Origin of the sequence: Nocardioides houyundeii (genome assembly GCF_002865585.1) — a bacterium.
In the GTDB taxonomy this organism is placed as follows: domain Bacteria; phylum Actinomycetota; class Actinomycetes; order Propionibacteriales; family Nocardioidaceae; genus Nocardioides; species Nocardioides houyundeii.
Map to the genome: position 1 here is coordinate 3,311,480 of NZ_CP025581.1, position 26,796 is coordinate 3,338,275.

The window sequence follows — 26,796 nt, forward strand, 5'->3', positions numbered from 1 at the left end:
TCAGGTTAGGGGTGAGGGTCGGACTTCGGGACGCGACACGCGCGCTCGAGCAACTTGCCGGTAATAAGTATGCCCGCGGCGCCTGCCGCAGCGACCAGGGAACGGACCATTCGGGTCTGCGCCAGCTCGGCCGAGGAGCCGAGCCAGGAGACCGCGTAGCCGACGTAGCAGCCGGCGACCAGCGCCCCGACCAGCATGCAGGCCCGGGCCAGCACCAGCCGGTTGACCGCCCGGCGCGCCTCGAGGTGCTCGCGACGCACGTGCACCGCCCGCCAGGTGACCAGGGCCAGACCGCCGAGGATGGCGGTCACGAAGAAGAGGACCGCTCCCTGGGTCCAGCCCACCACCGGTGCGGTACCGCTCATCTGCTCCGCGATCGGGTGCCAGGCCCAGCCGCCGGCCAGACCGAGCACGATGGCCGCGACGACCGGACCGGGGCCCAGCGGAGCCAGCCGCCCGGGGGGCGTCGACTCCGGCTCGGGCGCCTCGGGCGGCGGCTCGGAAGAGTCCCTCACCGGCGTGCCCTACTGCAGCTCGAGGCTGAGGTCCTCGCGCCTGGTGACGCCGGACAGGTCCAGCTTGTCCAGCAGCTGGGCCACGGGACCGTGGTCCAGCAGCACGGCGTCGGGCTCGAGGTCGTGCCAGGGCTTGAGGACGAAGCCGCGCTCGTGGGCACGGGGGTGCGGCAGCACCAGCAGGTCGTCGTCGGCGCGGCGGTCGCCGACCTGGATCAGGTCGACGTCGAGGGTCCGGGGGGCGTTGCGCACGTCGCCGCGCTCGCGGCCGAAGGCGGACTCGATGGCCAGCGCCCGCTCCATCAGGCGGTGCGCGGGCAGCGTGGTGTCGAGCAGCACGATCACGTTCAGGTAGGGCTTGGCCTCGGCGGGCGAGTCGACCGGGGCGGTCTCGTAGACGCCGGAGACGCTGGTCAGCCACACCTCGGGGGTGTCCGCCATGGCGTCGAGCGCGCCCTGCAGCGCGGTCAGGCGCTCTCCGAGGTTCGAGCCCAGGGCGACGACCACCCGACGGATGGGGTGCATCTCGCCGGTCAGGGAGTCGGCGTCGACGATGTGGGGATTGGGGGTCTCGGTCACGAGTCGGTCCTCTTGTTCCTGGTGATGGTCAGCGCCACGTCCCGAAACGTGGCGTCGATGGGTGCATCCGGCTTGTGGACGGTCACCCGCGCCCATTCAACACGGTCGTCGCCGAGGGCGACATTCGCGAGCCGGTCAGCGAGCCTCTCGATCAGGTCGACCGGATCGGTCTCCACCGCGGTCTTGACCTTGGCCACGAGACTTCCGTAGTCCACGGTGTCCCGCAAGTCGTCCGAGGCAGCCGCCGGAGCGGTGTCCAGGCCGAGCGTGAGGTCGATGATGAACACCTGGCCCTCGCGCCGTTCGAAGTCGAAGACGCCGTGGTGGCCGAAGGCCTCGATCCCTGCGATGGTCAGCTCGTCACTCATCCCTGCTCCTGAGTCAGTCTCTGCCACACGGCCAGCGCGTCTGCGGTGGCACGCACGTCGTGCACGCGGAGCGCCCAGACGCCCCGCTCGGCCAGCAGCACCGCGAGCGCCACCCCGGCGTGCTCCCGCTGGTCCACCGCGCGTACGCCGTCCGGCCCGGCGAGGAGCTGCCCGAGGAACGCCTTGCGGCTGGCACCGACCAGGACGGGCCGTCCCAGGGCCTGGAGCTGCGCGAGGCCGGCGAGCAGCTCCCAGTTCTGCTCCGTGGTCTTGGCGAAGCCGAGGCCGGGATCCAGGACCACCCTCGACTCCGGCACCCCGGCCTCGACCAGGGCCTCCAGGCGAGCCTCGAGCTCGCGGCAGACGCCGGCCACGACGCCGTCGCGGTAGCTGGTGAACTGCGTCATGTGGTGGGCGTGGGCGCGCCAGTGCATCGCCACGTAGGTGGCCCGCGAGCCGGCGATCACCTCGAGCATCCCGGGGTCGGCCAGGCCGCCGCTCACGTCGTTGACGATGGTGGCGCCGGCGTCCAGCGCGGCGGCGGCCACCTCGGCGCGCATGGTGTCCACCGAGACCACCGCCCCGGCGGCGGCGAGGTCGGCGATGACGGGCACCACCCGGTCGAGCTCCTCGGCCACCAGCGGCCTGGTGGCCCCCGGCCGGGTCGACTCGCCCCCGATGTCCAGGATGTCGGCGCCGTGCTCGAGCAGCTCACGACCGTGCGCCACGGCCGAGGCGTGGTCGTCCCAGCGGCCACCGTCGGAGAAGGAGTCCGGGGTCACGTTGACCACGCCCATGACCAGCGGTCGACCGCCCCGGTCCGAAGAGAGGGTCACCGGGTCCCGGACCGGATGAGGGCCATCGCCTCCGAGCGGGTCGCCGCGTTGTGCATGATGCCGCGGACCGCGGAGGTGATGGTGCGGGCTCCGGCCTTGCGCACCCCGCGCATGGTCATGCACAGGTGCTCCGCCTCGATCACCACGATCACCCCGCGGGCCTCCAGGAGCTCCACCATGGCGTCGGCGACCTGGGTGGTGAGCCGCTCCTGGACCTGGGGTCGCTTGGCGAAGACGTCGACGAGGCGGGCCAGCTTGGACAGGCCGGTGATCTTGCCCGACTCCGCCGGGATGTACCCGACGTGGGCCACCCCGGTGAAGGGCACCAGGTGGTGCTCGCACATGGACCACAGCTCGATGTCGCGGACCAGCACCATCTCGTCGTGCCCGATGTCGAAGGTGGTGGTCAGCACGTCCTCGGGGGTCTGGCGCAGTCCCTGGGTGAGCTCGGCGTAGGCACGGGCCACCCGAGCCGGGGTCTCCCGCAGGCCCTCGCGGTCGACGTCCTCGCCGATGGCGGCCAGCAGCTCGCGCACCGCTGCCTCGGCTCGTGCGTGGTCGAACTCCGGGACGTCGGCCGCATCGCGTGCCGCGAGCCCGATGCGGTCGGTCACGTGGACGGGGTGGGAGGTTGGGGGGTGCTGCCGCCGGGCTCCACGCCACCGTGGATGTCGCCACCGCTGCTGGGCGGGGTGAGGATCACGCCGCCCTCGCCCTCGGGCATGGTCACACCGTTGGCACCGGCGCGGGCGCGGTCGCGGATCTCCTGCGGGACCTCCACGGGCGGGATGTCCGAGGGGGTGCGCTGCGGCGAGCCGGTCCAGGCCGGACGGGTGGGCCGGCGACGCAGCGGCTCGAAGACCCGCGCGATCTCGGCCTTGTCCAGCGTCTCCTTGTCCATCAGCTCCAGCACCAGGGCGTCGAGGACGTCCCGGTTCTCCTCCAGGATGTCGAAGGCCTCCTGGTGGGCGTTGGCCAGCAGCTTCTTGGTCTCGTCGTCGACCGCCGCCGCGACGTCCTCGGAGTAGTTGCGCTGGTGTCCCATGTCGCGACCCAGGAAGGGCTCGCCCTGGGTGTCGCCGAGCTTGATGGCACCCAGGCGCTCGGTCATGCCGTACTGGGTGACCATGGCCCGGGCCAGGCTGGTGGCCTTCTCGATGTCGTTGCCCGCCCCGGTGGTGGGGTCGTGGAAGACCATCTCCTCCGCGGCGCGGCCGCCCAGCATGTAGGCGAGCTTGTCGAGCATCTCGCTGCGCGTGGTGGAGTACTTGTCCTCGTCGGGCAGCACCATCGTGTAGCCCAAAGCCCGCCCGCGCGGCAGGATCGTCACCTTGTGCACGGGGTCGGTGCCCGGCAGCGCCGCCGCCACCAGGGCGTGGCCGCCCTCGTGGTAGGCGGTGATGAGCTTCTCCTTCTCGCCCATCAGCCTGGTGCGTCGCTGCGGACCCGCGATCACGCGGTCGATCGCCTCGTCGAGGGTCTCGTTGGTGATCATCTTCTGGTTGGTGCGGGCGGTCAGCAGGGCCGCCTCGTTGAGCACGTTGGCCAGGTCGGCACCGGTGAAGCCGGGGTACGGCGGGCCACGCTGATCAGGTCGATGTCGGGTGACATCGGCTTGCCGCGCGAGTGCACCTTGAGGATCATGTGGCGGCCGTTGAGGTCCGGGGCGTCGACCTGGATCTGCCGGTCGAAGCGGCCCGGGCGCAGCAGCGCGGGGTCGAGCACGTCGGGACGGTTGGTCGCCGCGATCAGGATGACCCCGCCGCGGACGTCGAACCCGTCCATCTCCACCAGCAGCTGGTTGAGCGTCTGCTCCCGCTCGTCGTGGCCGCCGCCCATGCCGGCACCGCGGTGCCGTCCGACGGCGTCGATCTCGTCGATGAAGACGATCGCGGGGGCGTTCTCCTTGGCCTGCTCGAACAGGTCGCGCACGCGGGAGGCGCCGACACCGACGAACATCTCCACGAAGTCGGAGCCGGAGATGGAGTAGAACGGCACGCCGGCCTCACCGGCCACCGCGCGGGCCAGCAGCGTCTTTCCGGTGCCGGGCGGGCCGTAGAGCAGCACACCCTTGGGGATCTTGGCGCCCACGGCCTGGAACTTGGCGGGCTCCTGGAGGAACTCCTTGATCTCGCCGAGCTCCTCGATGGCCTCCTCGCAGCCCGCGACGTCACCGAAGGTCGACTTGGGCATGTCCTTGGAGATGAGCTTGGCCTTGCTCTTGCCGAACTGCATGACTCCGCGGCCGCCGCCGCCCTGGGCCTGGTTCATCAGGAAGATGAACAGCAGCACGATCAGCGCGAAGGGCAGCAGGGTGATCAGGATGGAGCCGAGCACGCTGGGCTGGGGGACCTCGGTGGTGTACTCCTTGATGTTCCCCTCGTCCACCTGCTTCTGGACCGCCTCCTCGATGCCGTCCTGGGTCCCGTCGAGCCAGTAGGCCACCACCTTGTCCGACCCCTTGCGGGCGCCGTCGTCCAGTGTCGCGCGGATCTCCTGGTCACCGTCGACGAAGGTGACCTCGTCGACCTTGCCGTCGGCGATGTAGGCGTTCATCTCCGAGGTGGTGATCTCGTCGTACCCGTCGTTGGGCGCGAGGAACTGAATGGCCAGCAGAACGCCGAGTGCGGCGATGACCATCCACAGCCAAGGACCCTTGAAAATACGCTTCACGGACTTCTTTCCAGATGGGGGCGAGCGGAGTACTTCGAACTGAAACGGTACCTGTCCGACCCCAGCGTGCTCTAGGAGTAGACGTGCGGGGCCAGGGTGCCGATGTCGCGCAGGTTGCGGTACCGCTCCTTGTAGTCCAGGCCGTAGCCGACCACGAACTCGTTGGGGATGTCCCACCCGACGTACTTCGGCTCCACCGGCATGGCGAGCGCCTCCGGCTTGCGCAGCAGGGTCGCGATCTCGATGGAGGCGGGGTTGCGGGTGCTGAGGCTGTTGACCAGCCAGCTGAGGGTGAGGCCGGTGTCGATGATCTCGTCCACGATCAGCACGTGCCGGCCGCTGATGTCGGTGTCGAGGTCCTTGAGGATCCGCACCACGCCACTGGACTTGGTGCCGGCGCCGTAGGAGCTGATCGCCATCCAGTCCATCTCGACGTGGATCGGCAGCGCGCGGGCGAGGTCGGCCATCACCATCACCGCACCGCGGAGCACACCGACCATCAGGACGTCGCGGCCCTCGTAGTCGGCGGCGATCTGCTGGGCCATCTCGCGGAGCCGATCCTGGATGTCGGCCTCGGTGAAGAGGACGTTGACCAGATCGTTCTCGACGTGGGTCGATTCCATGCGGCGGACAATACCTTGCAGCGCTGCTGCTCAGTCCGTCCGCTCGAAGACCACCGCGTCCTGGCGACGCAAGCCCCGCACGTGGCCGGGAAGGTCGATCCACTTCTGCCCGTGCCAGCCGGTGACCAGGGCGTCCAGGGCCAGCACGTGGCCGGAGAAGAGCTCCGCGTCCAGCGCCCCGGCGCGCAGCGCGGCCAGTCGCAGCACCCGACGGCGTACGGCGGCCGGCTGGGCGGCCAGCACGGCCACCGCGAGGGCGTCCGGGTCGGCGAGCGCGCTCGCGGCGATCTCGTCCAGGGCCTCCATGTCGGTGCGCAGCGAGTCCGCGGTGCGGGCCAGCGTCTCGGCGACCCCGGGGCCGAGCTCGCGCTCCAGCACCGGCAGCACGTCGTGGCGCACCCGCGCCCGCAGGAACCGCGGGTCGGTGTTGTGCGGGTCGCGCCAGAACTCCAGGCCCTGGGCCGCGCACGCCGCCTCCGTGTCCGAGCGACGCAGGTCCAGCAGCGGGCGCAGGTAGCGGCCGAACCCCCGGCGCATGCCGGCGATGGAGCGTCCACCGCTGCCCCGGGCCAGTCCCATCAGCACGGTCTCGGCCTGGTCGTCGAGGGTGTGGCCGAGCAGGACCGCCGCGGCGGCGAACCGCTCGGCGACCTGGTCCAGCACGGCGTACCGGGCCTCGCGGGCCGCCGCCTCCGGGCCGCTGCCCTCGCCATCGACGCGCACCCGGATCCCGACGGTCTCGGCCACCCCGAGCTCGGCCATCTGCTCGACCACGCGGGCGGCCTGGGCCTGCGACCCCTCCTGCAGCCCGTGGTCCACGGTGACCCCCACGACCTGCCAGGGCCGGTCCCGGGCCTCGAAGACCGTGGCGGCGAGCAGGGCCAGCGAGTCCGCCCCGCCGCTGCAGGCCACCAGCACGGGGGCACCGACGTCCACGGCGGGCGCGTCGGCCAGGGCACGGCGTACCGCCAGGCGCACCGCGGCGACCGCGGGATGGGGACCCATCGCCGGTCAGCCGTGGACGCGGGAGATCCAGGCCTGCGGCTGGTGGATCTCGTCCTTGGTCGGCAGGTTCGCCGGCTCGGCCCAGACGGCGTTGAAGTCGGCCATGCCGACCTTGTCGACCACCTGGCGGACGAACGCGGCGCCGTCGCGGTACTGCGCCATCTTGGCGTCCAGCCCCAGCAGTCGACGGAGCAGCCGGTCCAGGGTCCCGACGCCGCCGCGGCGCACGTTGAACTTCTTCCTGATCGCCGACACCGACGGGATCACGCTGGGACCCACCCCGTCCATCACCACGTCGGCGTGGCCCTCCAGCAGCGACATCACGCCGGTGACCTGGTCCAGGACGGCGCGCTGCTCCGGCGTGCCGAGCACACCCATCAGCCCCGCGCCACCCTCGCGGGCGCCGCGCACCAGCTCCGAGGCGCGGCGCACCAGGTCGGTGAGGACCACGTCGGGCTCCACCGTGCCGGTGATCTGCGACATCAGGGAGAACAGGTGCTCGCGCATCCAGGGCACGGCGGTGAACTGCACCCGGTGCGTCTCCTCGTGCAGGCAGACCCAGAGCCGGAAGTCGTGGGGGTCGGCGCCGATCTCGCGCTCCACGGCGACCACGTTGGGAGCCACCAGCAGCAGCCGTCCGGAGGGGGCGAAGAACGGGTCGAACTGCCCCAGCACCTTGCCGCCGAGGAAGCCGAGCAGCAGCCCGACCTCGGCGCCGGTGACCCGGGACCCCACGGCGTGGCCGAACCCGCCGGGTGCGCTCTTGCCGGTCATCAGCTTGCCGGCGAGCGGCTCGATGATGGTGGCGAAGCCGTCGGCGTTGGCCTGCACCCACCCGGCGCGGTCGACGACCAGCACCGGCGCCGTGGCGGAGCCGGCCTCGAGCCCGGTGAAGTCGCGGACCAGCCCGGTGGAGCGGGTGGCGCCGGCGCGCAGCTCGGCCACCACGGCGTCCGCCTGCCCGGCCCCGATCTCGGGGCCGTCGCCCGCCACCCGGGAGCCGACCCGGACCGCGAGGTCCCAGTCGATCATCGGGGTGCCGCCCTGCGGTGCGTCCTGGCTCATGCAGCGACCCTAGCCAACGGCCCGGCACCGGCACCCGGCCAACGAGGCGGCCGCCCGGTCCAGGGCCTCGCGCGCGTCCAGGGTGGACTCGGCCGCCACCTGGTCGGCGGCCAGCACGAACGCCATCGGCGTGCCGTCGAGGTCGGTGGCCAGCCCGGCCAGGGCGTGCACGCCGGTCAGAGTGCCGGTCTTGGCCCGCACCCGCCCCGGTCCCGCCGGGTCGCCGTCGACGAAGCGCCAGGTCAGCGAGCCGGAGAAGCCGGCCACCGGCAGTCCCTCGACCACCGCCCGCAGCTCGGGGTGGTCCGGCGAGGCGGCCAGCCGGATCGCGGCGAGGAGCGTCTCGGGGCGCACCCGGTTCTCGCGCGAGAGCCCGGACCCGTCGTACACCTGGTCGGCGGAGACGTCGACCCCGAGCGCGGCCAGCGTGGACAGCACGCCGGCGGTCCCCGCGGCGGACGACCCCTCCCCCGTGGTGGCCAGCCCGACGTGGCGCGTCACCACCTCGGCCGCCTCGTTGTCGCTCACCTCGATCAGCCGCTGCACCACCTGGTCCAGCGGTGCCGAGGTGACCTCGGCCAGCTCGGGCGCGGCAGCGGAGGCCGTCACCTGACTGGGCGCCCCGGCCACCCGTACCCCGGCGTCGGCCAGCGCGGAGGCGAACCGCTCGGCGGCGACGCGGGCCGGGTCGCCCACCCGTCCGTCGCCCTCCTCGTCACGGCCGCCGTCGACCCACAGCGAGGTGATCGGCGCGACGATCTCGTCCGGCACGTAGTCCGGCTGCCAGTGCGGGTTGTCCGCCGGCCCCGAGAACAGGGAGGTGTCGTAGCTCAGGCGCACCTTGCGCCGCGGGCGGTCGCCGGCCAGCAGCGCCTCGGCGGTCTCCCGGGCCAGGGTCACCACGTCCGCCTGGTCGGGCTGGCCCCCGTCGGCCACCGGCTCGCTGGCCAGGTAGGGATCTCCTCCGCCCACCAGCACGATGTCGCGGGGTCGCTCGCCCTGGACCACCCGGGTGGAGAACGTGGCCTCGGGACCGAGCGCCTCCAGGGCCGCCACCGCGGTGAGCAGCTTGGTGGTGGAGGCCGGCACCACGGTCCCACTCCCCCGGGAGTACGCCGGGGCGCTGCCCGCAAGGTCGGCCACCAGCGCGACGACGTGCCCGCCCAGGTCGTCCTGGCGCAACGGCCCGCGCAGGGCGCGCCGGACCGCACCCTGGTCCAGCGGGGCGACCAGGGCGGGTGCGACCGTCTTGACCGGGGCCGGCTCGGGCAGGGCCAGACCCGCTGGCGGCTCGGCTGCCGGGCTGGACGGGGCGTCCCACCCGAGATGGCGGGGACCCCAGTCGCCCCTGTCCGCGGCGACGCCCGCCGAGAGCAACGCCAGGACCAGCAGCACCGGGAGCCAGTGCGCGACCCGACCCGGGCCGCGATAGCGGGCTCGAGTGTGTCCTACGTCACGTCTTGGCACCTGTGAGTTCCTCCCGAGTGTGTGTACGCGGCCATTGTGCGCGACACTGACCCCCATCAGTGCCTTCGGCCTGCTTTCTCGTGGCGGACGCTGACCCCCATACACGCGATGATGACGAGGTGAAGTGACGTGCTGGAGTTCGACGTGCTGGTCGAGATCCCCAAGGGCGAGCGCAACAAGTACGAGGTCGACCACGAGTCGGGGCGCCTCCGTCTCGACCGGATGCTCTTCACGTCGACGGCCTACCCGGCCGACTACGGCTACATCGAGAACACCCTCGGCCAGGACGGCGACCCGCTGGACGCCCTGGTCATCCTCGGCAACCCGACGTTCCCCGGCTGCCTGATCGCCTGCCGCGCCATCGGCATGTTCCGGATGACCGACGAGGCCGGCGGCGACGACAAGGTCCTCTGCGTGCCGGCCCACGACCCGCGGATGCAGCACCTGCAGGACATCGGTGACGTCTCCAAGTTCGACCGCCTGGAGATCCAGCACTTCTTCGAGGTCTACAAGGACCTCGAGCCCGGCAAGTCCGTCGAAGGTGCCGACTGGGTCGGTCGCGAGGAGGCGATCGCCGAGGTGCACGCCTCGTTCGAGCGCTTCAAGACCGAGGGACACGGGAACGACGTGGCCAACCTCGCCGACGACAGCCTGGGCGAGCACGCCTGACGCACGCCCACCAGCACGCGACGCGGACGCCCTGACTCGTACGAGTCAGGGCGTTCGTGGCTTCACCGTGTTCGCGCTCGCCCGTCGGCCAGTCAGCCGAGCACAGTCGCCGCTGAGCCGCCAGCATCGCCTCGAGCTGCGCGAAGTCGTTCGAGAACACCACCACCTCCGCGACCGGCTGACTCCAGGTGGCCTCCGGTATCACCACCACCCTGCGCCACCTGTCGCGTGCTCCGGCTCCCCCGGCGCGCACTCCCAGCCGCGGCCTGACCCGCGCGGAGTGCGGCGCATGCGGATGCTCGTGGGGCTGGACGCTGAGCGCGGTCACTGCTCTGCAGGCCCCAGCATCAGCACGATCTCGGATCTCGGTTACTTGGTGAGCTCAAATTCGGCATAACCGGGTGGCTCGTGCAGCGGCATGTGACGATGCGGCGCATGCCGACCTGCCAAATGTGCGGACGCTCTGCCGAGAGCCACGACCGCCATGTGCGTTTCCGCTTGCCTGACCCGGTTCTACGACTTCCCGAGCAAGAGCGCACCGCCGGCATCTGGATGTCCGAGCCAGACCCCGAACGCGCGGTGATGATGGAGGTGCCGGCACTAGGCGCTTATGTTCGAGCGCTTCTCCCGGTTCGACTCACGGGAGGCCACACCGTCACCTTCGGCCTCTGGGTAGAGGTTCATCCCGATGACCTCAACGGGGCATTGGATGTCTGGTGGGCACCGGAGTACCGCGACTTGCACCTGCACGGTCATCTGGCGAACGCACTCCCGACCTGGGGGGTCTTCGGAGTGCCTGTCTCGTTGGCAGTGACAGACCCGGACGCCACGCCGTATTGCGTGGACAGCGAGGACGAGGAGCTGCGCTCAGTCATTGCGAATGAGTGGGATCACGAGATCGTCTTGGCCGCTCTGCCCGATTGAGGGTCATCGGCACCGGCAGATCCGTGCGTCCCTCGCGGGGGTAAGACTCAACCAATCAAGCTGCTCGAACGGGGGCCGCGATCCGACGCGCGGGTGGCTATCTCGCATCTCCAGGCGATCTTCTAGCGGTTCGCCCGCGAGTTGTCCGTTAACGGGATCCGGTCTCAAGCCGCCCCGGGGATTGCACCCGGACCAGCAGATTCCGCTGCAGGACCAGACGTGGAACGAGTAGGACAGGGGCTCCTTCGACTCCCACAGCGGCTGCTTGTTCCATTGACCCAGGACCGGTCAGCGGCAGGGCGTTCGTTCGTCAGTCGCGCGAGAGGGAGATGCCGAGCGCTGTGCCAGCGGCAATGATGCATACCGATCCGATGCCTGCCAGCGCGTAGAAGGCGCCGAGCACGAGTTCTGGGTCAGCGCTATTCGCCTCGCCGCCTCGCACAAAGCCCGCGATGAACAACGTGAGCGCACCCAAGAGGGCCAGGCAGAGAAAGCGTCGCATAGCGCGAACCTTCCCACGACGCCTGTCGTGACCACCCCATCCAAGGGCGCGCGTGTCACGGGCGGGTCCGTCCTTTGACGGGATCCCGGTCGCAGGCCGTTACGGGGATTGCACCCGCAACGAATAGACCTCGATGCCCGACCCGCAGTCGGGCGTGCCATACGGGCACTTCAGCTCGATCGAGGCCGGGAACCCCCAGACGGGGTCGTACTCGATCTCGTACGAGTCGACCCAGTCCTCCGATCGGCCGCGCTCCGCCCGGGCGAAGATGTCTTCCATGGTGGGCACCTTCTCGAGATCGGCCGATCCCTGTCCGCACTGTTCGTCTCCCAGGTGGTTCACACCGGTGACCACCCCGTCCGTCACCGCGATCCGCACCGGACAGGACCAGCACATGCCGCTGCAGGAGGAGACGTGGAACGAGTAGGACCGGGGCTCCTTCGACTCCCACAGGGCCAGCGCCTCATCGTGCGCGCGGCCGGCCGACCAGTCGGGCCAGGCAACCCACAAGACGGCCGTGGCGACGCCGACGGCTGTGGTGGCAACGAGTGCGGTGGTGGTTCTGCGGCTTCGATTCACGTGCGTGGGACGGCAGCAAGCTGTGCTGGGTTCCAGACGGACTCGAGGCAGCGGGACCACCCGCCGGATAGGGGTACCCGACAGCGCGTACGTGAGGACGCACTCAACGCGGCATGTCCGGAGGTTGCCTCCGGCAGGATGACTGCATGACTGAGAACGGTGACGTGACCATCACCCTGACCTCCGATGAAGCGCTCGTGCTTTTCGAACTACTGCACCGCTGGGAGGATGCCGAACAGGTGACTGCGCCTCAGCACAAGAGCGAACAGGTGGCCCTGTGGAGCCTGTCCGCATTGTTGGAGCGGGAACTGCGAGAGCCCTTCGATCCCCGATACAACCACCTCGTAGCAGCGGCGAGGGAGCGACTGACACCGCCCGAGTAAGTCCGCTCATCGGCAGGTCCGGTAGACACAGCCGGTCCAGTCTCGTCCGCAAATGGGACACACCCACTTAGCCATCCGGCCGGCAGTAGCCAACGTCCGCTATCTGCGCCGGCTATAGCGGACGTTGCCATTGGGCAGGCGTTGGTGCAGGTAGCGGTCGTCGTGGATGCGGTGGTGGTGGAAGGAGCAGAGCAGGAGCGCATTGTCGAGGTCACTGGCGCCTTCCCGGGACCAGGGGACCAGGTGGTGCGCCTCGCACCAGGTGGCCGGGATCGTGCACCCGTCGGCGCGGCACTGCTGGTCCCTGAGCGCCAAGGCCCTGCGCTGGGCAGGGGAGAAGAGCCGGGCGGTGCGGCCCAGGTCGAGCGGCTCGGACTTCGTGCCGAGGACTGCCGGGACGAGGTCGGCGGTGCACGCCAAGCGCCGGGCCTGCGCGGCGCTGATGGTCTCCCCGCCGGCCAGGGTGCCCACGCCCAGACCTTTCAGCAGGTCGGACAGGTCGATGGTGATGACCAGCTGGGTGGCGGTGCCGCCGTGCAGCGGCAGTCGCGAGGGGTCGAGTCCTTCCAGGAGGGAGCAGAACGCCTGTCCGAGCCGCAGGTCGTAGGGCACCGACTCCCCGGTGGCGTCGCCCGCCGTCCCGCGAGGGTTGGTGAAGGCCTCCAGAGTGGTGACCAGACGGGTGGCGACGTGGGCGGGGACGCGTGCCTTCACCAGCGTGGTGCCGTCGCCCAGGTCGCGGGTGCTCAGGGACGTGACCCGACGGGCATGCCGGTCCTGGTCGGCCAGTCTCCGGCCCTCGGCATCCTCGTCGAGGTGCGGGGCGATGACGTGCAGGATCCGAGCGCCGAGCCGGGCCAGCTCACGAGGCCCGAATACGGCGGCCTGCTCGAGCAGGTGGGCCTGTGCCAAGGCGAGGACCTCGGCACGTCTGTCCGCGGTCACCGGCGGCGCCACCCGAGCGTCGGCAGCCAGGTCGCCCATCGTGCGGTCGAGGTCGCCGAGCGCCCGTGCGATCACGTGCCCCTGGTCGGTGTTCACCGCGCCGGTCTGCAGCGCGGCGCCCAGGTCGTGCCACCGCTCGTCGCAGTCCCGCGCGAGGCGCTGCAACCGGCGGTGATGGGCTCGGTCCCGCCGAGTGCGGTGGGTCATCCAGGACGCCACGTCACGGTGCCCCTCGGCGGCCGCCACCTCGCCGGAGGCCGCGATGACCCGGGTCTGCAGCGCCGTCACCCGCGACGTCAACCGGTCCAGGAGCAGCAACGCCTCGCGCTGGGCGGCCACGCCCATGAACATCGGGTCGAGCGCGGCCACCTCGTCCAGGGCCCGGTCGATGACCGCCGCGCACCCCAGGATGGGGTGGGACTCTTCGGGGGTCACGGACCAGCTCATGACCAGAATCTACGCTCGACCTCCGACAGTTCTGACCAATATTCGAGCAGACGTTCGGACGCAAGAAGGGGACCTTCCCTAGCAGCTGCCGCGCCCTAGGATGCGCCGCGCTCAGTGGTCTGCGACAGGATGATGCCCATGCGCCACGTGACCGACAGCGAACGTCGGCGTCGGCTCGCCCGCCGCCACGCGCTGGCACCTGGCCATCGCGTCGAGAGCGCTGAGGCAGCGACGCGAGCCATGACGGTCCTGCATGCCACGGAGTCGCCGAGCGTCTACCTCTCCCTCTGGGCCCGCGTCGACGGGCTCAGGGTCGAGGACGTCGACCGTGCGCTGTACCAGGACCGCACCCTGGTCAAGCAGGTCGCGATGCGTCGCACCCTGTTCGTCTTCCCCCGGGACCTGCTGCCCGCAGCCTGGGGAAGCGCATCGGCGCGGGTGGCCGCCGCCCATCGGGTCCGTCTCGCCAAGGACGCCCAGCTCGGCGGGCTCACCGAGGACGGTGCCGCCTGGGTCGAGGCCGCCGAGAGGGCCGCGCTCGCCCAGCTCGCGGACGGTGTCGAGCGCTCCGCGCAACGGCTCCGCGAGGAGGTGCCGGCGCTCGCCGGCCGGATCGAGATGTCGCCGGGCAAGTCGTACGGCGGCAACAACCCGATCGCACCGAGACTGCTCACCCAGCTCGGGGTGGAGGCGAAGATCGTCCGGGGCCACAACGGCGGCCACTGGCGCACCAACCGGCCACAGTGGACCACGATGGCAGCCTGGCTCGGCGAGGTGCCCGCACCGGCCACGGAGCGAGAGGGGTACGCCGAGCTGGTTCGGCGCTGGCTCGCGACGTTCGGTCCCGGCACTGAGGCCGATCTGGTGTGGTGGCTGGGCTCGACGAAGTCGGCTCTGCGCGCCGCCCTCGCCGACGTGGCCGCGGTCGAGGTCGGGCTGGACGGCGGTGGCACCGGCTGGGTGCTGCCCGACGACCTCGAACCGGAGCCAGACGTCGAGCCCTGGGGTGCGCTGCTGCCGGTGCTCGACCCGACGGTGATGGGCTGGAAGGAACGGAGCTTCTACCTCGGCACGCACGGACCGCTGTTGTTCGACACCAACGGCAACGCGGGGACGACCGTCTGGCTGGACGGCCGGATCGTGGGCTGCTGGGTGCAGGACCCGGACGGCGTCGTGGTGATCAACCTGCTTGAGGACGTCGGCGCCGACACCCGCACCGCGCTGGATCGGGAGGCGGAACGGCTCACCACCTGGCTCGAGGGCCACCGGGTGAGCACTGTCTATCCGTCCAGCGCAATGAAGGAGACGTTGGTTTCCTGACCGCGAGAGTCAGCCGTCGACGCCCGCAGCCTCGTGCGCCAGCAGCTCCTCCGAGCGCAGCACCACCCGCGGGATCGCGAACGCGTCCACCAGGTCGACCGCGATCGGCCGGACCTTGCGGCACAGTGCGTTGACCTCCTTGGTGATCGCCTTGGAGCGGGAGATGCTGAGCCGACCGTGCTCCATGAACCACGCCCGGTCGGCCTCGATGGTGGTCAGCGCGAAGAGGTCGCAGAGCAGGTTGAGCGCGACCTTGTTGTCCCCGTCCGGCAGCGCCGCCGTCTTGTCGACGAAGGCCTCCAGCACCAGTCGCTCCACGTGCGCGCGCGCCGCGGCGATGACGTGGTCCTGGACCTCGGAGAAGACGTTGCCCGGGTTGCCGCCGCCCGCCACGCCGGCCCGGATCCGGCGGGCCACCCCGCCCAGCATGTGCTCCTCGCGGAAGCGCAGCATCGCCAGCTGGTAGTTCGGGTCGAGCAGGCCGGCCTCCTGGTCCCACTCGTCCCCGCCGGGCAGGACGTCCTTGATCCGCTCCAGCAGCTTGTGCACCGCGGTCTTCTCCAGCACGGTCTCCACCGCGAGCCCGGCGACGAAGCGCACCATGCCGAACTGGTCCATCTCCTCGAACTCGCCGGAGTAGTCGGTGAGCAGGCCCTTGGCCACCAGCTGCAGCAGCACGTGGTTGTCGCCCTCGAAGGTGGTGAAGACGTCCGTGTCGGCCTTGAGCGCCTGGAAGCGGTTGGTGGAGAGATAGCCGGCGCCGCCGCAGGCCTCGCGGCACTCCTGGATGGTGCGGGTCGCGTGCCAGGTGCCGAGCGCCTTGGTGCCGGCGGCCGCGGACTCCAGCTTGCGCCGGGCCTCCTCGTTGTCGGTGATGCCGGAGAAGACGTCGTGCAGCTGTCCGGCCACCACCTCCTGGGCGAAGTGCATCGCGTAGGTGCGGGCCAGCAGCGGCAGCAGCCGGCGCTGGTGCATGCCGTAGTCCAGGAGCAGCTGCTCGGTCCCCGGGTCGGCAGCCTCGAACTGGCGACGCTGGTCGCCGTACCGGATGGCGATGGCCATCGCGACCTTGGCCGCGTTGATGGCGGCGCCGCCGACCGAGACCCGGCCCTGGACCAGGGTGCCGAGCATGGTGAAGAACCGCCGGTTGGCGCTCTCGATGGGGCTGGAGTACACCCCTTCGGGGCTGACGTCGGCGAACCGGTTGAGCAGGTTGGTGCGCGGGATGCGCACGCGATCGAACCAGAAGCGGCCGTTGTCGACGCCATTGAGGCCCATCTTGGGCCCGCAGTCCTCGATGCGCACGCCGGGCGCCGGCCGGCCGTCGACGCGGACCGGTACGACGAACGCGTGCACCCCGTGGGAGGTCCCGGCCACCTCGAGCTGGGCGAAGACCACCGCGAGCTCGGCGTGCCTGGCCGCGTTGCCGATGTAGTCCTTGCGCGCGGACTCGGTGGGGGTGTCGATGACGAACTCGTCGGTCTCGGGGTCGAAGCGTGCGGTCGTCTTCAGCGCCTGCACGTTGGACCCGTGGCCGGTCTCGGTCATCGCGAACGAGCCCATCAGCTCACCGGAGACGATGCCTGCCATCCACGCGTCGTGGTGCGCCTCGGTGCCGAGCTGGAGGATCGCGCCGCCGAAGAGACCGAACTGCACGCCCACCTTGACCAGCACCGACAGGTCGCCCAGGCCGAGCGTCTCGAACGCCGCGATGGAGGCACCGATGTCGCCGCCGCCGCCGTACTGCTTCGGCAGGCCCATGCCGGTCTGGCCGGTGGCGGCCATCTCGACCACCACCTCCTTGACCCGCTCACGGAAGGCGTCGCTGCTCAGCGTCTCGGCATCGCTGAGGATGTCGGCGTAGTCGACCAGGTTGTCGCGCACCAGGTTGCGCACCTCGGCGTACTTCCCGTCCAGGATGCGTGTCAGGCCCTCGACCTCGACCACCGGTTGGCGGTACCCCTTGTCCTGGAGGTCCTTGTCTGCGCTGTTGGTGGCCTCTGCGGCAGTCTCGGTCGACATGGGCAGAACCGTACCTGCGGCGCGATGAGGGGGTCGGCACATGGGCAGGCTGGTCTACGCGGCACTGACGTCGCTCGACGGCTACGCGGCGGACGAGGAGGTGCGTCGGTTGCAGGCGGAGTCACCAGGAGACCTCGCCGCTGCCGTCCGGGCTGCGTACCGACTTGAGGTTGCGCGAGGCCCGCAGGCTCGATTCGGGGGTGGTGCACTCCGGGTACGACGTGGTCCTGTCGTAGCCTCACTGCGTGAGCGCGACCGGAGCCGACCAGGAGACCCCGTTCGGACGGCTCGCCTACAACTTCTCCATCGTCGGGACCCAGAAGTCCGGCACCTCCACCCTGTCGGGCACCATCTCCCAGCACCCGCTGGTGTGCCGCCCGCCGCGCAAGGAGGCGCACTTCTTCAACGACGAGGAGTACGACTGGGCGCACCCGGACTACGAGCGCGACTACACCGCGCCCAAGCGGGCCCGGATCCACCGCATGGTGGGTGACTCGACGCCGGTCTACCTGATGTGGCCCCGGGCGCTGGAGCGGATGGCGGCGTACAAGCCGGACATGCCGCTGATCGCGGTCTTCCGCGACCCGATCGAGCGGCTCTTCTCCCACTGGACGATGCTCCGCAGCCGCAACGACGCCTGGCCCGACTGGTCGGACTTCATCACCGAGTTCCGGCCCAGCACCCTGCCCCTGGAGCTGCCCCCCGGCGAGCGGGCGATGCGCTACAAGCACATGTCCGGGGTGGCTCGCGGCTACTACGGCGCCCAGCTCGAGCACGGGTTCACCGTCTTCGACCGCGACCAGTGGCTGCTCCTGGAGTTCCGCGAGCTGCTGCGCGACTACGACGTGGTGGTGGACCGGGTCACCGACCACCTGGGGCTGCCGCGGTTCGCCGAGCGGCCACCGCTGCGCAACCGGTACGCCGGGGCGGACCGGGTCACCGGCACGCCGCCCACCCCGGAGGAGATCGCCGACCTGGCCACGCTGTACGCCGCCGACCTGTCGCTGTTCGACCGGCTCTCGGGCCTGGAGACGGCACACTGGCCGACGAGCCGGATCCTCGCCGGCACCCTGGACCCGGGCGAGTTGGCCGAGAAGCTCTCGGCCCGGGTGGTCCCCCGCCCGTCCTGAGGCCCTGTCCTCCGGCCTCAGGGCCGGGCGAAGAAGTTCGGCGCCTGCCAGTAGTACATCGACTCCCGGACCACCGGCCGCCCGGTGCGCGGGGCGTGGATGATCATCCCGCTGCCGGCGTAGAGGGCGACGTGGTAGATCGAGGACGGGCTGGACGAGGAGCCCCAGAACACCAGGTCCCCGGGGACCAGGTCCGCGGCCCGGATCGGCGTCGAGGCGGTGTACTGCCCGACCGAGTAGTGCGGCAGCGAGACGCCGCCGGCCTGCCAGGCGCCAGCCGTGAGGCCTGAGCAGTCCCAGGCGTCGGGACCTGCGGCGGCCCACTGGTAGGGATCGCCGATCTGCCGGGCCGCGAAGGCCACCGCGGCGGCAGCGCCGGTCTCCGGGGCCGGAGGGGTCGCGGGGGTGGGTGCCGGGGTGGGCGCGGGAGTGGGCGTCGCACTGGGCGTCCGGGTCGGCGCCACCGTCGGGATCCGCGTCGGGGCCGGCGTGGGGGTTGGTGTGGACCGCGGGCTCGGCGTGGGGGTCGGCGTGGATGTCGGCGTGGACCGCGGGGTCGGCGACGGGGCGACCGTCGGCGTGGACCGAGGGGTGGGCGACTGGGTCGCCTTCTGGGTCGCCTTCTGGGTCGCCTTGGCCTGCTTCGCGGCAGCCTCCTGGGCCGCTGCCTGCTCCGCCGCCAGCTGCTGGGCAGCCTCCTGAGCCGCCTGCTGGGCGGCCTCCTGAGCGGCCTGGCGCCGGCTCTCCTCCGCCGCCGCGGCCGCGGCCGCCGCCCGCTCCTCGAGCCGGGTCTGGCGCTGCCGGGCCAGGGAGACGCTGATGCCCTGCAGCTCGGCGAGCTCGCCGATCAGGCCGGCGCGCTGGACGGCGACCGCATCGGCCTCGGCCTGGGCGGCGTCGGCGGCCGCCACCGCGGTGCTCATGGCGGTCGCTGCCTCCTCCTCCAGCCGAGCGGCGCGGTCCTCGGCCTCGGTGGCCGAGGTGACGGCACTGTCGGCCAGGGTGGAGGCGACCTGGAACGCCTGGTAGCGGGTCTCCAGGGCATCGACCGCGTTGTCGACGGTGGCCGAGCGCTCCAGGTAGGTCCCGATGCCGTCCGAGTCCACCATCGCGACCATGCCGGACACCTCGGGCGCCGACTCGTAGGAGCGGACCAGCGTCTGGCTGTAGGCCTCCTGCTGGAGCGCGACGTCGGCCGACGCGGAGTCGGCGACGGTCCGGGCCTGCTCGGCACCTGCGCGCGCCTGCTCGAGCTCCCAGCTGGCGCGGTTGTAGGTCTCGGCCGCCTGCGCGGCGGCGATGGTGGCCCCCTGCCTGCGCTGGTCGGCGAGGACCAGGTCGGCGCGTACGGCGGCGAGGTCCCGGGCCTTGTCGTCCGCGGCCTGCTCGGCCGCGGCGACGTCGTCGGCGCTGGGGATCGGGTCGTCGGCGCCCTGGGCGCCTCCGGAGGCGGCGATCAGGAGCAGGATGCTGATGGTTCCGGCGAGAGCACTGCGGGTGCGCACGGGTGTTCCCCTTGCTGGTGAGCCTGCGCCGGAGAGAGAGCTCTCTCCCACGGCGATGTCTCGGGCGGCTTCCCCACCGTCCGAGACACAACAGGCACGTTAGTTCCCATTCGCCCCACGGGGAACATCTTTCCCAACAAAGTTATGCAACTGTCGGCGTGTCGTCTTGACTACTACACCGATGTAATTCGCTGGCGCCGACGTGCGCCCGCGCCTCACTCCCGGTCGGAGGAGTCCGCCCGCGACGCGTCCGCCGTCGGGATCTCGGCGGTCGCCGAGGTCGGATAGGAGCGCAGGCGGTGTTTGCTGAACTTCTGCCCCGACGCCAGACCGCCGACGTAGAAGGAGACCAGGGCGATCGCCACACCGGCGATGTCGTCGGCGACGTAGTGCCATCCGAAGTACAGGGTCGCGATCACGGTGAGGCCGAAGTTGACCCAGAAGACGATCTTCACGATCTGGTTGCGCACCGTGTACTGCACCATCAGCGCCACCAGCAGGGTCACCCCGGTGTGCAGGCTGGCGAACCCCGCCACGGACTGCACCGCACCCTCGACCCCGTCGTGGATGACCCCCTTGCGGGCATAGAACAGCGACTCCATCAGCGCGCTGGTCCCGCTCTCGGGGAGGTCGGCGTACAGCCACGGGTAGCGGAACCCCGGGCCCAGGGTGGGCAGCGCGTAGTACGAGGCGGTGCCGAGGGTCCAGATCAGCACCTGCGAGGTGACGAACCAGTAGCCGAAGGTGATGTTGCGGGACCAGACCAGGAAGACCGCCACCCCGATCGGCACCAGCGGCAGGAACCAGAGGTAGATGTAGGAGAGCACGTGCGCGCTGACCCCGGTGCCGAACATCGCGTGCAGCACGTTCGCGGGCTCGTGGCCCATGAACAGGGCACGGTCCAGCACGTGCAGCTCGCGGTCGTACTTCTTGTCGCCGGTGATGAACGGCAGGAACGACTTGAGGTTCCGGTAGCTGACGTAGGTGACGTAGAAGCAGACGATCCCCAGCACGTTGAGCGTCAGCCGGTCCCGGTTCCAGTGCGTGTGCCAGCGCTTCTTCATGGCGGCCCAGCCCTGGACGGGGTGGCCCTTGGCCTCCCAGAAGTACCGCGGCAGCATGTCGGCCAGCAGCGCCGCGAACAGCAGCAGCGGCAGCCGGAGCCAGGACGGGCCCAGGAACCCCTCAGGGTCGACCAGGGGCCGATCCAGCGAGATCGACGCGGCCAGGGCGAGGACCCCCATCACGACGGTCACCCCGATGAGCAGGACGTAGGCGCGGCGATACACCCCGGCAGTCTAGGGACCCGACGCTCACGCGTCCGAATCCGGTATCCGGGCGATACGGGACGGCTCCACCACCAGAGGCACCTGCTCTCCCACCGCCACCCGGGCATCGAGGCGGGCCACCGCGTGCAGCCGCCCGACCCCCGGTACGTCGACCTGGAGCCGCAGCAGCTCCGGCGTGCTGAGCACCGCGGTCACCGTGCCGGTCAGCCGGCCGGCGGGATCCACCACCAGGGCCGAGCGCCGCAGCGCCAGCAGCCCGCCCGGCTCCAGGCCCGCCGCGACCGCCATCCGGCGCGCGGCCTCGTCGCGCAGCACCCCGGCGTAGCCGAGGAACTCCGCGGTGACCGCGTCCACCGGCTCCGCCCACACCCCGGAGATGGGTCCCTGCTGCACGACCCGCCCCGAGAACATCACCGCGATGCGGTCGGCGACGATGAACGCCTCGTCGTGGTCGTGGGTGACCATCAGCGCCGTGGTCCCGGACTCGCGCAGGATCCTGGCCAGGTCGGCGGCCAGCGACTCCCGCAGCGCGGCGTCCAGCGCGGAGAGCGGCTCGTCGAGCAGGAGCAGCCGGGGCTGGACCGCGAGCGCCCGGGCCAGCGCCACGCGCTGCCGCTCGCCGCCGGACAGGGTGGCCGGCATCCGGTCGGCGTACCCGGCCAGCCCGACCAGCTCCAGCAGCTCGGCCACCCGCGCTGCGACCGTCGCGGGGGGCACCCGCCGCAGCCGCAGCGCGTAGCCCACGTTGCGGGCCACCGACAGGTGGGAGAAGAGCTGCCCGTCCTGGAACATCAGCGCGAACCCCCGCCGGTGCGTGGGACGCCCGGCCAGGTCCTCGCCGTCGAAGCGGACCGTCCCGGCGCTGACCGGCTCCAGCCCGGCGATGCTGCGCAGCAGGGTGGACTTGCCGCAGCCCGAGGGACCGAGCACGGCCAGCACCTCGCCCCCCGGCAGGTCCAGGGAGACGGAGTCGACGGCGACCAGGTCGCCGTAGCGCACGGAGACGTCGCGGAGCGAGAGGAGGGCAGCCATGTCGCTAGAAGGCTCCCACGGCCGGCACCCGCAGGCGCTCCACGGCGAGCATCACCACGGCCGTGACGCCGGCCAGCACCACCGACGCGGCCAGCGCCATGCCGTAGTTCATCTCGCCGGGGTTGCCGATCAGGCGGAAGATCACCACCGGCACGGTCGGGTTCTCCTCCCGGGCCAGGAAGGAGGTGGCCCCGAACTCCCCCAGCGACGCCGCGAACGCGAAGCCGGTGGCGGCGAGCAGCGGCTTCCAGACCGCGGGGACGTCCACGGTGAGGAAGGAGCGCAGCGCGCCGGCCCCGAGCGAGGCTGCGGCCTGGCGCTGACGGTCGTCCAGGCCGGCCAGCACCGGGACCAGGGTGCGGACCACCAGCGGCAGCGCCACCAGCGCCTGGGCGATCGGCACCAGCAGCGCCGAGTCCCGCAGGTCCACCGGCGGCCGGTCCAGGGCGATCAGGAAGCCGAAGCCGAGGGTGACCGCGGAGACTCCCAGGGGGAGCATGAACAGGCCGTCGAGCCAGGACCGCAGCCGGCGCTCGGCCCGGGTGTGGGAGCGGCGCGTGACCATCACGGCCAGGACCAGCCCTAGGACCAGCGCCATCGTGGTCGCGTCGGCCGCGGTGCGCAGCGAGGTGGCCAGCGCCTGGGTCACCGGGACCAGCAGCGCCCGGTCCTCGCCGGTCCCCGAGAGGGCCCGGTAGTTGCCCAGGCCCCACTCGCCCCCGACCCGCAGCGAGCCCACCACGAGGGTGACCAGCGGCGTCGCCACGAACACCACCAGCACTCCGGTCATCGCCATCGCCGGGAGGTCGTGCCGGGTCGGGCGTCTCGGCGCCACGGCGCGACGCGACACGGTCGTGGCACCGTTGCGGGTGCGGCCGGTGAGCACCAGCAGTGCGGTGATCAGCACCAGCTGCAGCACCGAGAGCGCGGCGGCCGCCTGCAGGTCGAACAGGGTGGTGGTGAGCAGGTAGATCTCGGTCTCCACCGTGGCGTAGCGCACCCCGCCGAGCACCAGCACGATCCCGAAGGCGGTGGCGCAGAACAGGAACACCACCGAGGCGGCGGAGACGATCGCCGGTCTCAGGGCCGGGAGGGTGACGGTGCGCAGCACCTGCCACGGCGAGGCCCCGAGCGCCGCCGCCGCCTCGCCCGGCCGCGGGTCCAGCCCCTCCCAGGCCGCCCCCACGGAGCGGATCACCACGGCTGCGTTGAAGAACGCCAGGCCCGCGACGATCGCGACCGGGGTGCCGTCCAGGCCCAGGAAGCCCAGGGGCCCGGACTCGCCGAGCAGCTGTCGGAAGGCGACCCCCACCACGACCGTGGGCAGCACGAACGGCACCAGCAGCGCAGCTCGCAGCACGGCGCGTCCGGGCAGCGCGAGCCGGCTCAGCGCGTACGCGGCCGGCAGTCCCAGGAGCAGCGAGAGCGCGGTACCGGCCAGCGCGGAGCCCAGGGTGAAGGCCAGCACCCGCCCCACCCGGGGCCGGGCCAGGACCTGGAGCACCCCTGGGACGTCGAGGTGTCCGTCGACGACGAAGCCGCGGCCCACCATCGCGGCGACGGGCAGCACGAAGAAGACGCCGAGGACCAGCAGCGGCCCCGTTGCCAGGGCGCCCAGGACCAGCAGCCGCCGGGGCGGCCGCACCCCGCTCGCCGGGTGAGGAGTCACTCGGTGGTGAGGTCGGTCCACTGCTGGAGCCACTTGTCCCGGTTGGTCGCGATGTCGGCGGGGTCGACCGTGTAGGGGTCCTCGGGGCGGGCGGCGTACCGGGCCCAGTCCTCGGGCAGGTCCACGCCCGTGACCACCGGGAAGACGTACATGCTCTCCGGCAGCGCCGCCTGGGTCTTCGGCTCCTGCAGGAACGCGACCAGGTCCCTCGCACCCTCGGGGTTGGCCGCACCCTTGAGCACCCCGGCGTACTCCACCTGCTGGAAGCAGGTCTCCAGCAGCGCGCTGGTCGTGGACTTCTCCGCCCCCTCGGGCACGGTGAACGCGGGTGAGGAGTCGTAGGAGACCACGATGGGCCGCTCCCCGCCCTCGCCGCCCTGGGTGAAGTCGGTGTAGTAGGCGTCCGACCAGCCGTCGACGACCTTGAGGCCGTTGTCCAGCAGCTCCGACCAGTACGCCGGCCACTCCTCGCCGAAGGCGGCGACCGTGGTCAGCAGGAAGGCCATGCCCGGCGATGAGGTCGACGCGGCCGGGGTCACCATCAGGTCCCGGTACGCCGGCTTCGTCAGGTCCGCCAGCGTCCGCGGCGGGGCCACGTCCTGCTCGGCGAACCAGGTGTCGTCGATGTTGACGCAGACGGCCGCCACGTCGACCGGGGTGAGCCGGTCGGAGCCCTCGGGGAGCTCGTAGCGACCGGCGCCGGGGGCTCGCGGCGGGTCGTAGGGGGCGAAGACCCCTTCGTCCAGGACCCGGGAGGCGAAGGTGTTGTCGACCCCGAACGCCACGTCGCCGGTGGGGTTCTCCTTGGTCAGCGCCAGCTTGGCGCTCAGCGCGCCGGCGTCGCCGGAGGAGCGCACCACCACCTCGTGGCCGTACTCCTCGCGGAACTCCGCGAGCAGCTCCTCGGGCAGCGAGAAGGAGTCGTGGGTGACCAGCACCACCTCGCTCGCCCCGCCGGCCTCGGCGGCCTTGTCCTCACCCCCGAGCAGGCTGCAGGCGCCGAGCAGCGCACCGGTCAGTGCCAGTGCCGTCGCCCGGTGGAACGTGGTGAGCCTCGGGCTCGTGCAGGCGTGCGTGTTCACGTGATGACTCCCTTCGCCGGTGCTAACCGGAGCAGGTTCTTAGGGTCTGCGGCGGATCCGCACTCTCAGCACCCGAGTCCTCGCGGACGAAGTGCTCCCCTGTCTTGTGCCGGCCAGCCTACAGATAGCCGAACCGCTTCAGCAGCGGCCACGCGATCGCGGTCACCACAGCCCGGTCCGAGCGCGACATCCGGGTGCGCCACGCGTCGTCGGCGCGCAGCTCGGTGATCCCGGTGCGGAACCGCATCGGGTTGCCCGCCACCGAGTGGCTCGGGTGCAGCTCGATGCTGTGGTCGTCCACCATCGGCAGCTCCGGCCGGCCCGGCAGCCCGAGCGCGTCCCAGGCCCCGGCAACGGCCTCGGCCGGGGAGGCCACCAGGTCCTCGTAGCGCAGCCGGGTCACCGGGACGCCGCGCCAGGCCAGCCCCTGGACCGTCAGGTTGCCCGACATCCACAGGGCGGTGCTGCGGGCCGGGGAAAAGCGCGGCATCGGCTCGCCGTCCGCCTCGGGGCGGGCCACCACCTTGGCCCAGGAGTGCGCCACCCCGCGGGCGTCGCGCACGATGTGCAGCACCCGCAGGTCCAGGTCCTCAAGGTGGCTCAGGGTCACGGCCGTGGGGATCTCCTTGCTGGAGTCGACCAGGATCCGGGCGCCGCTGACCTGCTGGGCCGCGGCGTAGACGGCGCGGAACCAGCCGGCGTACTCCTCGATGGCGGCGCGAGTGGCGGCGTCCGGTCGGCGCCGTACCGTGCGCGGCAGCCGGCGCTGGCGGTCCACCTGCGACTTGAGCTCGGCGATCCGGTCCACCTCGACCCGCTCCCACCCATCGAAGGCGAGGCGCCCCACCTCGCTCCAGAAGGGGCACTGGTGGAACGGGCACTGGCACGCGCACAGCTGGTCCTCGCGCACGCCCCGCTCCCACAGGTGCACGACCTCCCCGAGCAGGGTGACGCCGTCGATCTCGGCGAGCAGCCGCTCCGCCAGGGTGGACCCGCTGCGTCCCCAGCCGGCGATGTAGAGGACCAGCGGGTCGCCGGGCTGGCCGCCCATCTCAGGCCTGGCTGACGCGCCGGTAGACGTCCACGCCGTCCACGTCGGCGACGGTGACGTCGCCGCGGGCCACCAGCAGCACCAGGTGGGCCCGGGTCTCCATCGTGGCCAGGGCGGTGTTGAACACGTCCAGGCTCTCCAGCCGGCGCTCGTGCCGGGTCCAGCCCAGTCCACCCGCCACCTCGTACGCCGTCCGCTCGCCCGAGCCCACGATCTCCAGGCACTGCGCCAGCCGGTGCTCGTGGTGGGCCAGCAGCTCCTCGGCCCTGGCGTGCGAGGAGGGCGCCAGGGGTCCGTGGGCCGGGAGCAGGCGCAGGTCGGGCAGGGCGCGGACCTTGGCGAGCGAGGTCATGAAGTCACCCAGCGGCTGCTCCGGGGTCCCGCCCTCGAAGCCGATGGAGGGGGTGATGGTGGGCAGCACGTGGTCGCCGGAGAAGAGCAGCCCGGCCGCGGTGTCGGCGAAGACGAAGTGGCCCTGGGTGTGACCCGGCGTGGCGACCGCGTCCAGCCGGCGCCCTCCCACGGCGATCTGGTGGTCGCCGTCCAGCCAGGTGTCGGGGTAGCCCCAGACCGAGGGGTCCGGCTCGGCCTCCCCGGCGTGGTTGCCCCAGATCTTGGCGATGTCGGTGGCACCGGCGCGCAGCAGCATCGCCATGTGCGGGTCCCCGCCGCTGAAGCCGTCCTGGATCTCGTCGAGCGACCCCTTGTCGCCGATCCCGAGGCTGACGTGGGCGCCGTGCTCGGTGCGCAGCGCGACCGCCTGGGTGTAGTGGTCGCGGTGGGCGTGGGTGACCAGGAAGGAGCGGATGTCGGCCGGGGTGTGCCCCAGCAGCGCCAGCGACCGCTCGAGCACCGCGCGGGCGGCCTCGATGGCCCAGCCGCCGTCGATCAGGGTGAGGCCGTCGTCGGTCTCCACGGTGTAGACGTTGATGGCGCGCAGGCCGTCCATCGGCAGCGGGAGCGGGATCCGGTGGACGCCGGGCGCCACCGGCCAGGCGCCCTCCTCGGTCCAGGCGGCGCCCGAGTCCGGCGACACCGCACCGGCGGTCGAGGTGGACGGGGCGGCAGGGGTGGTCTCAGTCATAGCAGCGCCACTGTAAGCGGTGCCAGACCGAT

The 26,796-nt window shown here is 71.6% G+C and carries 25 protein-coding genes, 1 pseudogene and 1 riboswitch; of the genes and pseudogenes, 5 read left to right on the top strand and 21 right to left on the bottom strand.

Annotated elements, in window-relative coordinates:
• Nucleotides 1-5: 5 nt before the first annotated feature.
• The 10 genes and pseudogenes from C0R66_RS15940 to dacB all read right to left on the bottom strand — a co-directional run bounded on the left by C0R66_RS15940 (nucleotide 6) and on the right by dacB (nucleotide 9,131).
• Entirely contained in the window at nucleotides 6-515 is a 510-nt protein-coding gene (locus C0R66_RS15940; RefSeq protein WP_101525535.1) for a DUF3180 domain-containing protein, read from the bottom strand.
• Nucleotides 516-524: 9 nt separating this feature from the next.
• Entirely contained in the window at nucleotides 525-1,094 is a 570-nt protein-coding gene (folK, locus tag C0R66_RS15945) for a 2-amino-4-hydroxy-6-hydroxymethyldihydropteridine diphosphokinase (protein WP_101525536.1), read from the bottom strand.
• Nucleotides 1,091-1,462, bottom strand: coding sequence for a dihydroneopterin aldolase (folB, locus tag C0R66_RS15950; protein ID WP_101525537.1), 372 nt, complete (start codon nucleotides 1,460-1,462; stop codon nucleotides 1,091-1,093). The genes folK and folB overlap by 4 nt, the downstream gene beginning before the upstream one ends.
• Nucleotides 1,459-2,298 carry a dihydropteroate synthase gene (gene folP, locus C0R66_RS15955; protein ID WP_476703557.1) on the bottom strand — a complete coding sequence of 280 codons (840 nt, stop codon included), beginning with the start codon at nucleotides 2,296-2,298 and terminating at the stop codon, nucleotides 1,459-1,461. Before folP ends, folB begins: the two co-directional genes overlap by 4 nt.
• On the bottom strand, nucleotides 2,295-2,912 hold the full coding sequence (folE, locus tag C0R66_RS15960; protein ID WP_101525538.1) for a GTP cyclohydrolase I FolE: 618 nt from the start codon (nucleotides 2,910-2,912) through the stop codon (nucleotides 2,295-2,297). Before folE ends, folP begins: the two co-directional genes overlap by 4 nt.
• Nucleotides 2,909-4,938, bottom strand: a pseudogene (ftsH, locus tag C0R66_RS15965) (ATP-dependent zinc metalloprotease FtsH). The gene folE and the pseudogene ftsH overlap by 4 nt, the downstream one beginning before the upstream one ends.
• A 104-nt stretch (nucleotides 4,939-5,042) precedes the next feature.
• Complete coding sequence (hpt, locus tag C0R66_RS15970; protein ID WP_101525539.1) at nucleotides 5,043-5,594, bottom strand: hypoxanthine phosphoribosyltransferase; 552 nt, start codon at nucleotides 5,592-5,594, stop codon at nucleotides 5,043-5,045.
• Nucleotides 5,595-5,624: 30 nt separating this feature from the next.
• On the bottom strand, nucleotides 5,625-6,599 hold the full coding sequence (tilS, locus tag C0R66_RS15975; protein WP_101525540.1) for a tRNA lysidine(34) synthetase TilS: 975 nt from the start codon (nucleotides 6,597-6,599) through the stop codon (nucleotides 5,625-5,627).
• A 6-nt stretch (nucleotides 6,600-6,605) separates the two neighbouring features.
• A complete protein-coding gene (locus tag C0R66_RS15980; RefSeq protein WP_241901479.1) occupies nucleotides 6,606-7,664 on the bottom strand; it encodes a zinc-dependent metalloprotease in 1,059 nt (352 codons plus the stop codon).
• A 9-nt stretch (nucleotides 7,665-7,673) separates the two neighbouring features.
• On the bottom strand, nucleotides 7,674-9,131 hold the full coding sequence (dacB, locus tag C0R66_RS15985; RefSeq protein WP_158648075.1) for a D-alanyl-D-alanine carboxypeptidase/D-alanyl-D-alanine endopeptidase: 1,458 nt from the start codon (nucleotides 9,129-9,131) through the stop codon (nucleotides 7,674-7,676).
• Nucleotides 9,132-9,263: 132 nt separating this feature from the next.
• Here dacB and C0R66_RS15990 point away from each other — a divergent pair, with 132 nt between their 5' ends.
• Together C0R66_RS15990 and C0R66_RS15995 are read left to right on the top strand one after the other, a co-directional pair.
• Nucleotides 9,264-9,800 (top strand): inorganic diphosphatase, encoded by a 537-nt coding sequence (locus C0R66_RS15990; protein ID WP_101526313.1) that lies wholly within the window; start codon nucleotides 9,264-9,266, stop codon nucleotides 9,798-9,800.
• Between the two features lie 435 nt (nucleotides 9,801-10,235).
• A complete protein-coding gene (locus tag C0R66_RS15995; RefSeq protein WP_158648076.1) occupies nucleotides 10,236-10,724 on the top strand; it encodes a DUF2199 domain-containing protein in 489 nt (162 codons plus the stop codon).
• Between the two features lie 310 nt (nucleotides 10,725-11,034).
• Here C0R66_RS15995 and C0R66_RS16000 read toward each other — a convergent pair whose 3' ends face one another.
• On the bottom strand, nucleotides 11,035-11,226 hold the full coding sequence (locus tag C0R66_RS16000) for a hypothetical protein (protein ID WP_101525543.1): 192 nt from the start codon (nucleotides 11,224-11,226) through the stop codon (nucleotides 11,035-11,037).
• Nucleotides 11,227-11,325: 99 nt separating this feature from the next.
• On the bottom strand, nucleotides 11,326-11,865 hold the full coding sequence (locus C0R66_RS19650; protein WP_338418200.1) for a DUF6174 domain-containing protein: 540 nt from the start codon (nucleotides 11,863-11,865) through the stop codon (nucleotides 11,326-11,328).
• A gap of 86 nt (nucleotides 11,866-11,951) precedes the next feature.
• Here C0R66_RS19650 and C0R66_RS16010 point away from each other — a divergent pair, with 86 nt between their 5' ends.
• The gene (locus tag C0R66_RS16010; protein ID WP_101526314.1) at nucleotides 11,952-12,188 is read left to right on the top strand and encodes a hypothetical protein; all 237 of its coding nucleotides are present in this window, start codon (nucleotides 11,952-11,954) and stop codon (nucleotides 12,186-12,188) included.
• A gap of 99 nt (nucleotides 12,189-12,287) precedes the next feature.
• On the opposite strand, the gene C0R66_RS16015 is transcribed toward C0R66_RS16010, so the two are convergent.
• Nucleotides 12,288-13,580, bottom strand: a complete 1,293-nt coding sequence (locus C0R66_RS16015) for an HNH endonuclease signature motif containing protein (RefSeq protein ID WP_101525545.1) — start codon at nucleotides 13,578-13,580, stop codon at nucleotides 12,288-12,290.
• A gap of 138 nt (nucleotides 13,581-13,718) precedes the next feature.
• Between C0R66_RS16015 and C0R66_RS16020 the strand changes: the two genes are divergently transcribed.
• Nucleotides 13,719-14,900 (top strand): winged helix DNA-binding domain-containing protein, encoded by a 1,182-nt coding sequence (locus tag C0R66_RS16020; protein WP_101525546.1) that lies wholly within the window; start codon nucleotides 13,719-13,721, stop codon nucleotides 14,898-14,900.
• Between the two features lie 9 nt (nucleotides 14,901-14,909).
• On the opposite strand, the gene C0R66_RS16025 is transcribed toward C0R66_RS16020, so the two are convergent.
• On the bottom strand, nucleotides 14,910-16,922 hold the full coding sequence (locus C0R66_RS16025; RefSeq protein WP_101525547.1) for an acyl-CoA dehydrogenase family protein: 2,013 nt from the start codon (nucleotides 16,920-16,922) through the stop codon (nucleotides 14,910-14,912).
• A 245-nt stretch (nucleotides 16,923-17,167) separates the two neighbouring features.
• On the opposite strand from C0R66_RS16025, the gene C0R66_RS16030 reads away from it, so the two are divergent.
• The gene (locus tag C0R66_RS16030) at nucleotides 17,168-18,052 is read left to right on the top strand and encodes a sulfotransferase domain-containing protein (RefSeq protein ID WP_101525548.1); all 885 of its coding nucleotides are present in this window, start codon (nucleotides 17,168-17,170) and stop codon (nucleotides 18,050-18,052) included.
• A 17-nt stretch (nucleotides 18,053-18,069) separates the two neighbouring features.
• Here the strand turns inward: C0R66_RS16030 and C0R66_RS16035 are convergent, their stop codons facing one another.
• The 7 genes from C0R66_RS16035 to C0R66_RS16065 form a co-directional block, all read right to left on the bottom strand.
• On the bottom strand, nucleotides 18,070-19,557 hold the full coding sequence (locus C0R66_RS16035; RefSeq protein WP_101525549.1) for a C40 family peptidase: 1,488 nt from the start codon (nucleotides 19,555-19,557) through the stop codon (nucleotides 18,070-18,072).
• A gap of 215 nt (nucleotides 19,558-19,772) precedes the next feature.
• On the bottom strand, nucleotides 19,773-20,846 hold the full coding sequence (locus tag C0R66_RS16040) for a phosphatase PAP2 family protein (RefSeq protein WP_241901480.1): 1,074 nt from the start codon (nucleotides 20,844-20,846) through the stop codon (nucleotides 19,773-19,775).
• Between the two features lie 24 nt (nucleotides 20,847-20,870).
• On the bottom strand, nucleotides 20,871-21,878 hold the full coding sequence (locus tag C0R66_RS16045) for an ABC transporter ATP-binding protein (RefSeq protein ID WP_101525550.1): 1,008 nt from the start codon (nucleotides 21,876-21,878) through the stop codon (nucleotides 20,871-20,873).
• Nucleotides 21,879-21,882: 4 nt separating this feature from the next.
• The gene (locus C0R66_RS16050) at nucleotides 21,883-23,547 is read right to left on the bottom strand and encodes an ABC transporter permease (RefSeq protein ID WP_241901481.1); all 1,665 of its coding nucleotides are present in this window, start codon (nucleotides 23,545-23,547) and stop codon (nucleotides 21,883-21,885) included.
• The gene (locus tag C0R66_RS16055; RefSeq protein WP_241901482.1) at nucleotides 23,544-24,629 is read right to left on the bottom strand and encodes a thiamine ABC transporter substrate-binding protein; all 1,086 of its coding nucleotides are present in this window, start codon (nucleotides 24,627-24,629) and stop codon (nucleotides 23,544-23,546) included. Before C0R66_RS16055 ends, C0R66_RS16050 begins: the two co-directional genes overlap by 4 nt.
• Nucleotides 24,621-24,740: riboswitch (TPP riboswitch) on the bottom strand. (Overlaps the previous gene by 9 nt.)
• Before the next feature lie 7 nt (nucleotides 24,741-24,747).
• Nucleotides 24,748-25,680 carry a sulfotransferase gene (locus C0R66_RS16060; protein WP_101525551.1) on the bottom strand — a complete coding sequence of 311 codons (933 nt, stop codon included), beginning with the start codon at nucleotides 25,678-25,680 and terminating at the stop codon, nucleotides 24,748-24,750.
• Between the two features lies 1 nt (nucleotide 25,681).
• On the bottom strand, nucleotides 25,682-26,764 hold the full coding sequence (locus tag C0R66_RS16065; protein WP_101525552.1) for an MBL fold metallo-hydrolase: 1,083 nt from the start codon (nucleotides 26,762-26,764) through the stop codon (nucleotides 25,682-25,684).
• Nucleotides 26,765-26,796 lie beyond the last annotated feature (32 nt).

Coding starts and splice junctions, on each gene's coding strand:
- folB (WP_101525537.1), bottom strand. CDS start 1,462: ATGAGTGACGAGCTGACCATCGCAGGGATCGAGGCCTTCGGCCACCAC.
- hpt (WP_101525539.1), bottom strand. CDS start 5,594: ATGGAATCGACCCACGTCGAGAACGATCTGGTCAACGTCCTCTTCACC.
- tilS (WP_101525540.1), bottom strand. CDS start 6,599: ATGGGTCCCCATCCCGCGGTCGCCGCGGTGCGCCTGGCGGTACGCCGT.
- C0R66_RS15980 (WP_241901479.1), bottom strand. CDS start 7,664: ATGAGCCAGGACGCACCGCAGGGCGGCACCCCGATGATCGACTGGGAC.
- C0R66_RS15995 (WP_158648076.1), top strand. CDS start 10,236: ATGCCGACCTGCCAAATGTGCGGACGCTCTGCCGAGAGCCACGACCGC.
- C0R66_RS16000 (WP_101525543.1), bottom strand. CDS start 11,226: ATGCGACGCTTTCTCTGCCTGGCCCTCTTGGGTGCGCTCACGTTGTTC.
- C0R66_RS16010 (WP_101526314.1), top strand. CDS start 11,952: ATGACTGAGAACGGTGACGTGACCATCACCCTGACCTCCGATGAAGCG.
- C0R66_RS16015 (WP_101525545.1), bottom strand. CDS start 13,580: ATGAGCTGGTCCGTGACCCCCGAAGAGTCCCACCCCATCCTGGGGTGC.
- C0R66_RS16020 (WP_101525546.1), top strand. CDS start 13,719: ATGCGCCACGTGACCGACAGCGAACGTCGGCGTCGGCTCGCCCGCCGC.
- C0R66_RS16025 (WP_101525547.1), bottom strand. CDS start 16,922: ATGTCGACCGAGACTGCCGCAGAGGCCACCAACAGCGCAGACAAGGAC.
- C0R66_RS16045 (WP_101525550.1), bottom strand. CDS start 21,878: ATGGCTGCCCTCCTCTCGCTCCGCGACGTCTCCGTGCGCTACGGCGAC.
- C0R66_RS16060 (WP_101525551.1), bottom strand. CDS start 25,680: ATGGGCGGCCAGCCCGGCGACCCGCTGGTCCTCTACATCGCCGGCTGG.
- C0R66_RS16065 (WP_101525552.1), bottom strand. CDS start 26,764: ATGACTGAGACCACCCCTGCCGCCCCGTCCACCTCGACCGCCGGTGCG.